Annotated in this window: 8 protein-coding genes; 2 read left to right on the top strand and 6 right to left on the bottom strand. The window is 67.1% G+C overall.

Annotated features, from left to right (window positions below; translation table 11 throughout):
• Positions 1–114 precede the first annotated feature (114 nt).
• Genes ACFQZZ_RS17060 through ACFQZZ_RS17050 form a run of 3 tightly spaced genes read right to left on the bottom strand, consistent with a single transcriptional unit; the run spans position 115 to position 7304 of the window.
• Positions 115–4332 (bottom strand): TIGR02680 family protein, encoded by a 4218-nt coding sequence (locus tag ACFQZZ_RS17060; protein ID WP_378681056.1) that lies wholly within the window; start codon positions 4330–4332, stop codon positions 115–117.
• 3 nt (positions 4333–4335) lie between these two features.
• The gene (locus ACFQZZ_RS17055; protein ID WP_378681849.1) at positions 4336–5748 is read right to left on the bottom strand and encodes a TIGR02678 family protein; all 1413 of its coding nucleotides are present in this window, start codon (positions 5746–5748) and stop codon (positions 4336–4338) included.
• Positions 5748–7304 (bottom strand): TIGR02677 family protein, encoded by a 1557-nt coding sequence (locus ACFQZZ_RS17050; RefSeq protein WP_378681847.1) that lies wholly within the window; start codon positions 7302–7304, stop codon positions 5748–5750. The genes ACFQZZ_RS17055 and ACFQZZ_RS17050 overlap by 1 nt, the downstream gene beginning before the upstream one ends.
• A gap of 321 nt (positions 7305–7625) precedes the next feature.
• Between ACFQZZ_RS17050 and ACFQZZ_RS17045 the strand changes: the two genes are divergently transcribed.
• Positions 7626–8153 (top strand): hypothetical protein, encoded by a 528-nt coding sequence (locus ACFQZZ_RS17045; protein WP_378681054.1) that lies wholly within the window; start codon positions 7626–7628, stop codon positions 8151–8153.
• Positions 8154–8251: 98 nt separating this feature from the next.
• Here ACFQZZ_RS17045 and ACFQZZ_RS17040 read toward each other — a convergent pair whose 3' ends face one another.
• The gene (locus ACFQZZ_RS17040) at positions 8252–9367 is read right to left on the bottom strand and encodes an XRE family transcriptional regulator (protein WP_378681052.1); all 1116 of its coding nucleotides are present in this window, start codon (positions 9365–9367) and stop codon (positions 8252–8254) included.
• A 341-nt stretch (positions 9368–9708) separates the two neighbouring features.
• Here ACFQZZ_RS17040 and ACFQZZ_RS17035 point away from each other — a divergent pair, with 341 nt between their 5' ends.
• Positions 9709–10014: a hypothetical protein gene (locus tag ACFQZZ_RS17035; protein WP_378681050.1), complete on the top strand. Its 306-nt coding sequence runs from the start codon at positions 9709–9711 to the stop codon at positions 10012–10014.
• Here the strand turns inward: ACFQZZ_RS17035 and ACFQZZ_RS17030 are convergent.
• Both ACFQZZ_RS17030 and ACFQZZ_RS17025 read right to left on the bottom strand, forming a co-directional pair.
• A complete protein-coding gene (locus tag ACFQZZ_RS17030; protein WP_378681047.1) occupies positions 9916–12501 on the bottom strand; it encodes an AMP-binding protein in 2586 nt (861 codons plus the stop codon). The genes ACFQZZ_RS17035 and ACFQZZ_RS17030 overlap by 99 nt on opposite strands.
• An 85-nt stretch (positions 12502–12586) precedes the next feature.
• A complete protein-coding gene (locus tag ACFQZZ_RS17025) occupies positions 12587–13489 on the bottom strand; it encodes a PAC2 family protein (protein WP_378681844.1) in 903 nt (300 codons plus the stop codon).
• Positions 13490–13712: the final 223 nt, after the last annotated feature.

The following is a 13712-nucleotide window of genomic DNA, read 5'->3' as shown; positions in this document are numbered from 1 at the left end:
CCGTCGCATTTGCCGACGCCTGGCAGCGTGCGAACCGTCGGGGGACCAACTCTCCTGGCATCGCGCGAGAAGTGCTGTGGCACACGCGTGTAGAAGCAGCCGAGCTAGGTCGGATCAGCTCGCAACACCGGCCTCGCTACCAGGCATATTCGGCAAAGTGAGCCCGCCCTCGATGGTGTTCGGGACGCGGCGGCGGCTGGGGGAGCCGAGGGCGGTGGTGAGGTCGGTGCCGTCGTGTTCGGCGAGCAGGTCACCACTGTCCCATACGAGCAGCGTTGCGCTGACGGTGTTTTCGGCGGCGGAGTGGGCCAGGTCGTAGTGGGCGCAGCCGGGGACGTGGGTGTAGGTGATCCACAGGTCGTAGCCGGTCATGAAGAGGTCGAGGTCGAATTGCACGCTCAGGCCGAGCAATTCGCTGCGGCCGTTGTCGTCGACGCCTGCGAAGGCTTCGTCCAGCGCCAACAGGCGCGGGGCTTGCGGGTCGGCGGAGTCGAGCATGACGTGGGCGGCGGCGAACAACGGCAGGTGCAGTGACACCGACTGCTCGCCGCCGGACAGTGCGCTGTGCCGGGCGACAGTGAGCTTGTCTTCGCTGCCGTCGGCGGAGATGAGGGTGAAGGAGAACACCCGCCAGGTTCGGTAATCCAGTGTTGCGGCGAGGATCTCGGGATACGAACGTTCCGGGTGGGCGGCGCGGGCGGTGCGGATTTCGGAGGCGAAGTGGGCTCGGATCGCCGCGAGGTCCTCGGCGACCAGTGACGAGGAGTCCCGATCGAGCAGCTTGCACATTGCGCGCGCCGGATCCGAGAGGGTGTCGGCGAGTACCCAGTGCACGCCGATGGTGTTGCCCGAGGACATCCGCCGCTGTTTCATTTCCGCACCCATGCGGGCGATGAGATCGCGAGCGTCGCTGGTGCGTTCGTAGATCTGCTGCGCGAGGCCGGTCAGCAGCGCGTCTTCGAGGATGCGGCGTTCGGCATCGGTGAGCAGTAGTTCCTGGTCGTGGCGGGCCCGGTCGATGCGGGTCGCGAAATCCGCGAGCGCGGACAGGCCGTGGTCGTCCTGGACCTGGACGACGGTAAGCCCGTCGGCGGCGTCCCACTGCAGCCGGTAGTCACGGCCGCAACCGGCGAGCGCGGCATCGAACTCCTGCAGCGCGGCGGTGACCGCACTGCGGGTGGATTTGCGGGCCGCCTCACCCGCGCGCACCGAAGCCGTTGCCGCCGCGAGGTTTTCGAACAACTCGGCGACTTCCGCAGGCAGCACCTGCGATTCGGCCTCCGGACCTGCTGCGGCGATCCGGTACAGCAGCTGTTCGGGCGTCGACCAGGCCGCCTCGCTGCTGGGCCAGCGGCTGTCGGCGGGCGCGCCGAGCAACGTGAGCAGATCCGGTTGTGCGTACGGGGCAAGGCTTTTCACGTCGGCGAGTACCTCGGTGAGCGCGGTGCCGAGCGATTCGTGTGCGGTCCGGTAGGCGGCTTCGGCGTCGCCGACCGCTTCGATCGCCTCGTTGGCGGCTTTGCGGGCGGCCTTCTGCTCGGCCCTGGTCGCCTCGATCTTCTCCCGCGCTTGCTCGAGTTCGCGGTCGATATCGGCGGCGCCCGCGCCGAGCGCCGCCCGCAGCGTCTCCAGCTTTCGCAACTGTTCCTGATAACCGGCCTGTGCGGCCTCGGCTTCCTCGGCGAAGGCTTCGGCGAGATCCCGGGCCTCGTCGAAACGGTCGGCGCCCTCGCGTTCCCGCTCGCGTTCCCGTTCGTGATCGGTGCGCAAGCGCAGCAGGCCCGTTCCGGTGTTCTCGAAATGCCGGATGGCGGCGGCCAACGCATCGATATCGCGGGCATCGCGCGGGGTGCGGTGCTCGACCGCGACGGCGCGCAGCTTCTTCTCGACCGCCGACACCTCGGCGACGGCCTGATCGAGGTCGCGTTCGGCTTGTTGCACTGCCTCGGACCGGGAACGCATCATGCCCGCGGTCTCCGAGACCGCGCGCAGTGCGGCCGCTACGGTCGTGGGGCGGGGCAGTGCCTTCGCGGCGGCGGAGATTCGCGCGAGCTCGGCGTCGGCCGCGGACTCTTCGTCCTCGGCCTGCTGCCGGACTGCCTCGGCCGCCTCGAGTGCCGCCGCCAGTTCGGTCATACGGATCTCACGACGCTTGGCGCGTGCGGTGGCGCCGATGAACTCGGCGTCGGACTTGTGATGGCGGCCGACCTGAACGCCCTGTCGGAAACCGCCGGTCGTGCTGACCGCCACTCCCGCACCGAGATCGGAATCGCCGTCGTGCAGCGCGATCGATGCGAGTACCTCGGCGACGACCTTCGTGGGCACCGTGAGCTCATCGGAATCGTCTTCTACGACAAGAACATCGGCGAGTGTGCGACCCGAGGGCCTGGTGTCGGCGGACAGCGGAACCAGAAATTGGTCGGAGTCGTAGTCGGACGGCAGTTCGGATTCGGCGCAGACCCAGCTGTCGAGCAGGTCCGCGGCATGCAGCGCCGCCTCGATACCCGCGGCCGCCGCGGGCGTGACATCATCGGCGAAGCGCACCAGCCGCCACAGGGGTGCGCCGGGCCTGCTCGCACGGTTGCCGGTGCGGGCGGCGAAAACCGGTGGTGCCTCGTCGTGTTGGGCAGCAACACGATCACGTTCGGACCTGAGTTCGATGATCCGTTCGCCTGCCGCTGCCGCCGTGGCCCGGGCCTCCTGGCGGCGGTTGCGGACCCCCTCCAGTAGTGGTTCGGCGTGTTCGGCGAGCACCTCGGACATACCCGCGGCCTCGTCGGTGCCCGCGTGCGCCAGCGCGGCGTCGACAGCCTCGAACAGACCTTTCGCGATGGGGGAGTAGACCTCTCGATGCGCATCCCACCAGCCACGCAGCGCGCCTGAAGCCTCGGTGCGAGCCAGCACCACGGCAGCCTCGGCATGCGCGACCTCGGCCGCGGCCGATTCGCGCAGTTCCATGGCTCGTTCGGCGAGCCGCTCCGCCCTGGTCCGCTCGGCGGACGCGGAATCCATCAGACCGAGCGCCTTGCGGACCGCGCGCACATCGGCGTCGCGTTCCTCGGCCTGTCCACGGACCGCCGCCGTCAGCTGGTCGGCGCGAGTCTGCTCGGGTAGCGCGGTCCAGTTGATACCGGCTTCCTCGGCCGCGGCGCGCAGCTCGTCCTCGCCGCGGGCCAGTGCGGCGGCCGCATTGCGCACCGCTGTTTTGGCGCGTTCGGCCTCCTGGCCACGCTGATCGAGGGTTTGACGTGCCTTGAGTGCCTTGTCGCCGTGCACACCGGCCGAAGTTTCCAGCCTGCGCACCGCATCGGCGAGATCGTCGAGCTGCTGCTTGCCCTCGTAGGCGCTGGAGCGCTGCAGTGTTTCCCGGTCGGAGAGGGCCTGCTCGTAGCAGCGATCGGCGTCGTCGGCACGCGCCTCGGCGGCCGTGCGTTCGCTCTCGCGCCGCTCGCGCAGCGCAGTCGCGGCGAACAAGGCGGTGCCCGCGTGGGTAACCGCGTCGAGGCGGGCGCGCACCTGATCGACATCCGTTTTCGCCTGTACTGCAAGGTATTTCCGGTACACGCCGACGAATGCCCTGGTCGCGGTGTCGGCGTGCACCAAGCCCTCCAGGGTGCGACCGACCTCTTCCATATCGCTGAAGGACCGCGCCGCGTCGAGGATCAGCTGCTCGTCGAGCGGCCGCAGGCCGTCGGTCAGCGCCTGCGAAAGGCCGCGCGGGTCCAGGTTCTTGGCCAGCTGCGGGCGGCGCAGCGTGAGGATCAGGTTGATCAGCTGGTCGTAGCGCTGGGTGCCGAGACCGAACATGCGCGCGTCGATGGCGGTGCGGTATTCGACAGGGCGATCCACGATGGCGTCGGTGCCGATCTGCTCGGCAAGCTGTTTGCGCGTCAGCGGCCTGTCGTCCGGGCCGATGAGTGAAAAGTCCACGCCCGCACGGCCGTCGGCGACGAAGTACCAGCGGGTGACCTTGTCGGAAGAGCGCGTCGCCCGCATCCCGATGCCGACGGTCACCACCTCCGGGTCGTCCCAGCTGCCGCGCGCGAATTCCATCCACACATAGGAGTAGGCCGACTCCTGCTTGCGGTACAACAGGTTCGACTTCATCGTGCGCTCTTCACCGGCGAACGGATTGAGCCTGCGTGGCTCGATCCTGCCGTCGAGCACGAACGGGAACAGCACCTCGAGCGCCTTGGTCTTGCCGGAACCATTGGGGCCGCGCAGCACCAACCTGCCGTCCGCGAAACAGAATTCCTGATCGCGGTAGTCCCACAGGTTGATGATCCCGGCGCGGGTCGGGACGAACCGCACTCCGCCATGAATGAGCGACATGATCTATATCCCTTCCGTACCAACGCTGTCGGCCCCGATGGTGTCGGAGGCGGTGACGAAGAGTTCCGCGGTTCGCTTGGTCCGCACCGTGACGACCGCGCCGCGATAGCGGGCCAGGGCGGGCAGAATGATCAGCCCGTCGTCGACCGCTCGGATCAGGCGCAGGCGTTCCAGCAGCGCGACGACTTCGGTCGTCAGGCCGGGGACGTCGGCCTGCCATTGCGCGGCGAAGGTGAGGCCGTAGCGGTCGGTCAGTGCCTGGACTGTTTCGCGCACCCAGGACGAGTCGATGAACGGGTAGGTCACTTCCTCCGGCGCGTCGTCGGGATCGTGCTCCACCGAATTCGACTCGCCCGCAACGAAATCCGTCGACGGCAGATCGGCGAGGGGGACGAAGACAGTGGATGCCGGGATGGCATCGTCGAGTTGCGCTGCCAACGCGGTAGCGGGGTCGGTGGCGTTCGGCCGTTGCGGTACCGGGTTATCGATGTCGAGCACCCGATCGGCGATCTCACCGACCAGCAGCAGTGCCACCTGGGCCAGGGTTCCGGTGCCGGGGAACCTGACATCCGAGAGACGCCCGGAGATATCGATGAGCGCGACGCCTTCCGCGCGGCGTTCGGCGCGCAGACCGGTGAACAGTTCCACATCCGCGACAACACGGTCCTGGACCAGCAGTGGGCGCTCGTCGGTGGCGAGGTCCTCGGCGTAGACGACCGGACGTTCGACGAGCGTCCTGCGCACTCGCCGGGCACTGTCGGACGCATGCGCGGGGCCCGCCGGATGGGCCATCGCGTCCTCGGTGAGCAACCCTTCCACGCTGTGCAGGTGCTGCAATGCGCGTGGCGGACGGAACAGCGCGAACACCACAGGGCGGTCGATGTCGTAGAGCGCCTCACCCGCTTCCGGGTCGGCGGCCCAACCGCCCGCGTCACCGTCGGCGAGTGTCAGTGCGCCGCGTGCGGCGAGCCAGCCGACCGCGTCGACGAAGGCATCGCGATCCGCGGCGCGGTCCGGAGCGAGCTTGAGTCCGTCGACCCTGCCGGTGTAGGCGGCGACCTGATCGGCCAACTCCGACAACGTGATCTGGTCTCCGGCGCGGCCGAGTGCGGCCAGCGCCAGCGCGAGGTAGGCGTAGCGGCGGCGATCGAAGATGCGGTCGGTGACGGTGCGGGCCGGCTTGCCCGCATCGAGCCGGTCGATCACCGGGAATACCCGCGCCGTGGTCTCGGTGACCTCCAACCGGTAGCCGAACAACTCGGCGAGGTCTTCCCGCAACTCGGTGGCCCAGCGGCGGATCAACGGCAGCGCGATCCGATCCGGGTACGTCCTGGTCACCAGGTGGTTCGCCAGAATCACCCGGGCAGCCCGCTGGTAGTTGTCCAGTGCGAGCGGTTCGATACGGCGTGCGTGGATCATGCGCGGCTCCCGCGTGCTTCGGACTTTCCGGCAGACGTGCGTGCCCGGGTCGTTTGCCGGACGTCGAGCTTGCGATTGTTCAGGTGCAGCAACCCGCGCGCGGTGCGCACCACTGTCGAGCCCGAATGCTCCGACACCGTGAGCGTGACCCCGCTATCGGACCCCGTCGTCCCGTCTACCCGCCCGCTGACCGGCACCCACGCCGTCGAGGCCGCGTCGAGCAACCGCAGCAACACCTCGGTCTCCCGTTCATCCAGCACCCGGTCGTGCACATCCGCGGCGGCAAGGGACTTCGCGGCCTCCGCCCGCGCCCGCTGCGCATCCAGCTGCGCCTCCCGCAATCGCCGAATCCCCGCGTCATTGCGCTGAATTCGAGCAGGAGCGCCCGCCGTCGGCGGTCTACCGGTCTCGGCCAGGGTCCGCGAAATCTCCAGCGGCGGTGCCTCCCACCAGGATCGGGCCGCCGGAATCAACTCCGCGTCGGGATGCTCCAAGGCCAAATGCCGCGGCCTGCCCAAACCGAACACGGCATCGAACAGCGCGTGCGCACTGTCGGTTGTCGGCGCGGCGGTGAACCAGCCTGCCAGGTGCCGCAACGCCGACTCCCGGCTGACGCCACCCCGGCGCGTCTCGGTCACCCGCCGCAACAGCGACAACACCGCGGCGATGGCACTCATGGTCGCCTCCCGCAGCCGATCCGCCTCGGTCGAGGACGACTCGCCGGATTCGGCCGCCGCCGCGACGAACCAGGTCCGCAACCCATGCCACCGAGCACGCCAATCGGCTTGCCGTTCGACAAGACTCAACAACACCCGCTCATCGCAACTTGCCGCCCGCTCGACGAGATCGTCCGCGCCCGTCTCCTCGATCTCCCCGATGGCGGCAGCCAGCCGTGGTGCGAAGCGAGCGAGATCCATGCTGAAATCCCGCATGTGCGCGAGCAGGGCGTCCTTGTGCGCGAGAAACGACTCCGGGGTGATCTCGGTGGTGCGCACCATGTCGCCGAGTGAAAGGTAGAAGTGCGCGGCCCGCGCGGCCATATCCGACAAGGTGGCATCGAGCCGCCGCAGTGTCCGATAGACGCGCTCCGCGTCACCGGCCCGATTGGCCTCGGCAAGAGCGTGCAGATCGGCCAACAGTTCCGGCAGCACCAGTCGCGACAACGAAGCCTCGTCCAACCGGGACTCCAGCACACCCGCGACCGCGCGGTAGGCCTGGAAGCCCGCCTGAGTGAGCTGATAGACGTAGTGCCGATTGCGATACTCGGCCAGCGTGGCAGCGCGCGTCCCGTCGTAGCTGCGCTCGAGCACCCCCCACTGGTGTAACTGGTCCAGCAGCGGCCCGATCTCGGCCCCCGTCAGCCGCGGCACATCCAATTGCCCGTCGCCCTCGATCAGCGCCGCCTGCGGACGTCCCCCATTGCGGTCGATCCACTCGGCCACATCGTCGGCATGGAGCAACACCACATACGCCGCCCGAGCACTGTCGAACGCCCGCAACACCCACAAGTACTCGGCCCGCTTCTCAGCGGTAGCGAAGGAAAACAGCCGCAGCCGCTCATCCCACAGCGCGGGTGCGGCACTCGGCAAGCCGTCGACGGAGTCGGTCACCGGGAACAGGGTAGTAGCGGGGTGGTCGCCGCCTACAAGAACGACCCCCATTCGGCGTGGCTGTGTCCGGTTTGCGTGCGTTCGCCACGGGGTTGTGCGAGGTGGCGGGGCTCTCGGAGGCCGGTGCCGGTATCCTACAGAGATCGCGATCACGCGAGACACTTCTCCTGGTTCGATGAGTGTCTGTGCGGGTCACGATTCGGGGGGTGGTCTGGGCCGGGAGGGCTCGAAGCACTCCGTTAGGCACCAGATTTGGAGTAGCAGATGACCGACCCTCAGTTCCAGCGGCCCCCTTACCCGGCTTACGCAGCAGCTCCGCAATATCCGACGCCGCCACCGCTCCAGGCCGGGCCCAGCGCCGTTACCGCGATCTTCGCTGCCATCCTTGCTGTCCTCGGTGGGCTGCGGGGTGTATTCGGAGCCATCGCGATCCCGTTTCTCAACACCGATCCCGACTTCGATCCGACCGGCTTCTGGCGCAAGATCCAGATACTGCTATTAGTCGCAGTGGTATTCGCGATCGTGCTGTTGATCGGCGGGATCTCGATGTTCCTGCGCAAGAATGTCGCGCGCATCCTGATCGGAGTGGGTGGTGTTGGCACCCTTGCCATCTCGGTAATCACGAGTGTCGCCAGCTACAACCATGTCGCCGTCGACGACATGCCGGTCTCGGTGAGCGTGGACCTGACGCTGATCGGCCTGATCGGGGTCGCGTTCAATGTGGCCATGCTGGTGCTGACGTTCTTGCCGAGCACCTCGCGCTGGTTGGCGCACCAGCAGATGCCGCGCTGAACACCGCTCGGCGGTCACGATCGATTCATCGGCCGGCCCTGACCGGCCGTCCGGAACCGAATGCCAGGTCGAATCAGCCTGTGCCAACTGGCGAATGATCACTCGGCCGCGAGCGACCTCAGCTTGTCGAGATACACCAGGGTGCGCGGGTCGCCGGGGAAGCGCTCGATGATTTCGCGGGCTGCCTCGCCCGCGATCCACATCAGCGAGGGCAGCGAACGGCGTTTTCCCGCGAAGGCCCGCATGCCTTCGTCCAGCGCCAACTCCAGGTCGCGGTCGCGCACGGCGACCACGGCCAGGGTCAGGCGGGCTTCGGACACCCGCATCGGGTTGCGGATGCTGCCGTCGGCGCGGGTGGAGTTGCGGATTACTTCCCTGGCATAGGATTCGGCGCGTGGGTTCTCGCTCGCGACACGGCAGCAATCCATCGCGTAGAAGTCGAACTTGTTCGGGTCGACGACGAAATGGTTGTCCAGATTGGAGGGATGGTCGAGTCGCTCCAAGATAGCTCGGCCCTCGTCGAGGGAGGCCTCGACCTCCCGGCGCTCGCCGAGGCGAGCCAACGCCTTCGCACGTTGTGCGCACAACTGGACGCCGACGCCGAGGTTCTTGCTGGTCGCCAGCGCCGGGTCGACGGCATCGATGGCGCCGCGGTAGTTGCCCTGGGTGAGGGCGAACCAGGCCGCCATTTCCGCACTCCAGCCGATGATTTCGGCACTTTCGGCTTCCTGGCCGAGTGAGTGCGCGGCGCGGCGGGTCGCCTCCGCGGTGGTGCGACGGCCCAGGTCGTAGTCCACGCAACCGACCAGCAGCGCGACCCATCCGGCAAGCACGAGTATTTCCCGATGTTGCAACAATGTCAGGCGGCCGTCGAGCAACGAGGTGATGCGCCGCAACCATGCGGTTCCCTCGGTGTGCAGGTCGTGTGGGTCTGCGTAGGGGTACTCGCAACACAGCCGCTCGGCGGTGATGCGGATGGCGTCGAGGGTGGCGGTGGAGACATCCGACATCCGCAGCCTGCCGATGAATTCAAGGGTGTCCATGCCGGTGGCGGAGAGTAGTTCGTCGTCCCGGTTCGGCCTTGCCTTGGGGAAGAACGCCGCGGTCACCGTATCGAAGGCGGCGGCGATGATAGGGGCATAGAAATCATCCGGACGTGACTCGCCCGATTCCCAGCGACGCCAGTTACGCAGGAGTGTACTGTCTGTCGGCAAGTTGTGGGATGACTTGAGGCGCATCACGCGGACGGCATCCGCTTGTGACCACCCCCGCGCATCGCGCTCGGAACGCATCCGGACAGCCCAGACGGGTCGATCGTCTCCAGCGGCCACGTCTGTAGTATCGCACCAGTTAACGCTCAGTGGCCGGGATAGGGCATATAGATGTCACTGGGTTGACAGCTGCATTCGCAGTATGTCGTCCTACATGCTGGGTATGGGCGCGGAGAGTTTGCCGGGCTCCGAATGCAAGAACATCTGCTCTTGCAGGAACGCAGTACCCCGTCAGGGGAGATCCACATTAGAGAACAGCGATCCCCAATCCAACGGAGGTTCGGGTGGAAGCGTTGATCTATGGATACTTGCGTGACGATCTGGCCGACGGCCACAGCGAAGAGCTCGAGGATGCACTACGCACCCTTGCCCGCTCGGAAGGGCTCTGCTTCGCCGCAACGTTCCATGAATCGACCTCAGGTGACGGCACGGCCTTGGTCGAGCTGACACAGGAGCTCAAGCGTGCCGACGCACACCACGTGGTGGTGCCGTCACTCGATCACTTTGCCGGCCAGACGATTCCGCGAGACATTCTGATCGCGAAACTGGCGCAGGAGGCGGCGGCCCAAGTCCTGACTCTCGAGACCTGACCATCGCCGCAGACCAGCCACCATCCTCGTAGCGATCACACCGGCCACGAGCGAGGCGAGCAGCGCCGCGACATGGTGTTGCCCGAAGAGCGGATACACCTGCCAGTGCAGCAGGTAGACGAACAGCGAGCTGTCGGCCAGCACCGCCGCGACGGCGGCGATGAGCGCCGGTACCCGCACTGCGGGTAGCCAGAACAACAGCAGCAGCCCCGCCATGACGAGGCGCTCCCGATCGGGAATCGCGACATCGGGGACGTCGAAGTAGCCCGGCACCGACGCCAGCATCACTGCGCTCACCAGTAGCCGCTGCCGGATCGTGCGCGCCTTCGCGGCCGCCCAGCCCAGGGCGAAGAACCAGCAGGCCAGCGGCGAGAAGGGCACATCGTGCGCCGAGTACAAGCCGAACGGTTGGACGCGGAACAGCAATGTGACCCCGACCAGCGCCATCGCGAACCAGAACGGATCGCGCCGCTCGAGCACGTCGAGGAACGGGACGCGAATCAGTAACGCGGCCGCGACCATGAACAGCACCAGCACCTCGATGAACCACAGGTGCCCGGCGGTGTCGCTGTCGTGCGGCCCGAGAATCTTGTTGAGTAGCAACACGTTCTGCCAGCCGTAGTAGTCGGAGAACAGCAGCGTCAGCGCAACCCAACCCGCGGTCGGTATCGCGATCAGGGCGACGGTGCGCAGCGCATGGCGCGCCCGTTCCTCCCGCGGCGCCGCGGTCACCGCGAAGCGAGCGAAATTGAAGCCCGCCACGGCGAGCAGCACGTGCGCGCCGCCCCACAGAATGAAGATGCCGATGTGCGATCCGGCGATCAACACGATTCCGATCGCACGCAGCAGCGTCGAGGTGTCGAGGGCGCGGCCGAACGTGGTGTTGCCGCGCGGGATTCGTTCGAGCTCGGCGACGGTGAGCTCAGGCCAGTCGGTGGGGAGTCTGCCGAGTGCGCGCTCGAGGCGTGCCGAGGTCGTCACGTAGGTGAGCGAGTTGCCGCCGAGGTCGACGAAGGTGCTGTCGGCTCGGATCAGCGCGGGATCCAGGTCGAGTGCCTCGGCGTAGAGGGCGCGGATGTCTCGGGTGGCGGCCGGTGCGGTGGTAGGCAGGTTGCGGATGGCCGGATAGTCCGGCTTTCCGTTGGCCAGTCGAGGCAGTTCGTCGACCGGGCAGGTGCGGATGGCGGCGGCGGGCAGTCCGGAGAGCCGGGCCGCGGTGGCGGTGATATCGGAGTTCGCGCGGGAGTTCGGACAGCGTTCGGCCGCGACCACGAGGTGGTCCCCGCTTTCGGTGCAGCTGGTCGTGAATCCCGCTGCGGACAAACGGGATTCGAGCCGCTGCAGGTCTATGCGCAGGCCGAAGATCTTCGCGAACCGACTGCGTCTGCCCACCACCTGATACAGGCCGTCGGAGGTTCGGCGGGCCAGGTCGCCGGTGCGCAACGCCTCGACGGTGTGGCCGAGCGCGAGATCGCCTGGGCACCGCGCGTAACCCATCATCACGTTGGGGCCGTGATAGACGAGCTCCTCGGCGGTGTCGCCGTCTACTTTCTCCAAAGTGAATCGCCCACCGGGGATCGGCACGCCGATGCAATCCGGATGCTCCGCGGCGAGCCCGGGCGGCAGGTATGCCATCCGGGCGGTCGCCTCGGTCTGGCCGTACATGACGAAGAAGTCCCAGCCGGATCGCGCTCCGAGCTGTGCGTACTCGCGCACCCGCTCCGGGGCCAGGCGCCCGCCCGCCTGCGTGATGTAGCGCAGATCGGGCAACCGCATCCGGTCGAATCCGACGCGGTCGAGCAGGTCGATCGTGTAAGGGACAGCGGCGAAGGACGTGACGCGGTGACTGCGGACCTGATCCCAGAATTCGTCGTCGAGCACGGACAGTTCGGTCAGCAGTAGGCTCGCACCGCGCAAGAGATAGCTGTGCACGACCGAAAGCCCGTAGCAGTAGAACATCGGCAACGTGGTGGCGGCGCGGTCGTCGGGGCCGATGGCCAGATACTCGGCGATGGCGTACGCGTTCGACATCAGGTTCGCTGTGGAGAGGCGCACCAGCTTCGGTGAACCGGTCGATCCCGAAGTGCTCAGCAGCAGAGCGAGGTCCGGGTGCAGGTCGTGTGCCGAGCCCGAGCGGCGCGGGAGCGGTACACCCGCGTCGACGACGACGTCCGGATCATAGGTGTCCAGCAATTCTTCGGTGACCTCGGCGGCGAGCAGCACAACGCAACCCGCGCTGAGCGCGCCGAGATACGCGACCAGCGAATCGATGTCGTTGCGCGCCGCGAGCGCGACGAGCCGCCGGTGCTGTCCCAGTCGCGTCGCGTACTCCTCGACGAGCGTCGCCAGCTGCGCATAGGTGACCCGCCGCAAACCATCCGCCACCGATTCCGCTGCTGTGACACCCGCCGAAGGAGATCGAGAGCAGAGGACGGCGATCCGGTCGTCGTAGCTGCGAAGGTGCGCGACGATCGGGGAAATAGTCACCGCAAAAGTCTATGTGGGAAGCCTTTCCTCACCAACAAGTGGCCCCACGGCGAATATTCGGTGAACTGTGCTAAGGCTACGGCGATTACAGTCCGAAGCTGCCAGGACCACGCCTGCGCAGGTACTTTTCGAACTCGGCGGCAATGGCGTCGCCATCGATCTTGGCCATCGCGTCGTTCAAATCGACTGCCGCGTCGCCACGTTCCTCGAGTGAACGCACGTACTCGCTGATCTCGTCGTCGCCGACGGTCATCTCGTTGACCGCGACCTCCCAGTCCTCGGCCTGCTTGGGCAGTTCACCGAGCGGCACTTCGATGTCGAGCACGTCCTCGACGCGGTGCAGTAGTGCGATGGTCGCCTTCGGATTCGGCGGCTGCGAGACATAGTGCGGGACCGCAGCCCAGAACGACACCGCGGGCACGCCCGCCTTCACGCACTGATCCTGCAGCACGCCGGTGATTCCGGTGGGACCTTCGTAGCGGGTCTGTTCCAGATTGAACCGCTCGGCCGCTTCCTTGCTATAGGCGGAGCCGGTCACGGGGACCGGGCGGGTGTGTGGTGTGTCGGCGAGCAGTGCACCGAGAATGACGACGGTCTGTACACCGAGCTGCTCGATGAACTCGAGCAGGTCCGAGCAGAAGCTGCGCCAGCGCATGTTCGGCTCGATGCCGCGCAACAGCACGATGTCGCGATCGCTTCCCGGCGGCGAACACACCGACAGCATGGTCGAGGGCCACTGGATTTCCCTGGTAACGCCGTCGACCTGACGCACCGTCGGCCGATTGACCTGATAGTCGTAGTAGTCCTCGGAATCGAGTTCGGCCAGCGGCTCGGCATCCCAGATCAGTTCCAGATGCTCGACGGCGCCACTGGCCGCGTCACCCGCGTCATTCCAGCCCTCGAAGGCGGCGACGAGCACCGGATCCCGCAAAGTGGGCAGTTCCGGCTCGGGTGACACCGGGGATTCACTGGAGTTCACCCCGGTCAGCCTACGGCAGTGTTGGTTTTGGCAGCGCCTTCGGCGCTGCGTGTTCGCGGCCCCCTTGGGCCCGCTTCCGAGCGGGCGAGACTCGCGCCTTCGGCGCATGCGCTTCGCCCGCTCGGAAGCGAGCCGGGCCGCGAACTCTAGTGCTCGGTCTCGCTTCGCTCGGAAGACGGTGTCGTGGCGAGTGTGGCGAGTGTGGCCGGTGGGGGCGAAGCCAGCGGCTTTG

This window comes from Nocardia sp. GCM10030253, from assembly GCF_042675075.1.
Classification (GTDB): domain Bacteria; phylum Actinomycetota; class Actinomycetes; order Mycobacteriales; family Mycobacteriaceae; genus Nocardia.
Note: the sequence above shows the minus strand (reverse complement) of the source record. Positions and strands in the feature narration are given on the sequence as shown.

Excerpts from the sequence above, each read along its gene's own strand:
- ACFQZZ_RS17060 (WP_378681056.1), bottom strand. The coding sequence starts at position 4,332 with ATGTCGCTCATTCATGGCGGAGTGCGGTTCGTCCCGACCCGCGCCGGG.
- ACFQZZ_RS17045 (WP_378681054.1), top strand. The coding sequence starts at position 7,626 with ATGACCGACCCTCAGTTCCAGCGGCCCCCTTACCCGGCTTACGCAGCA.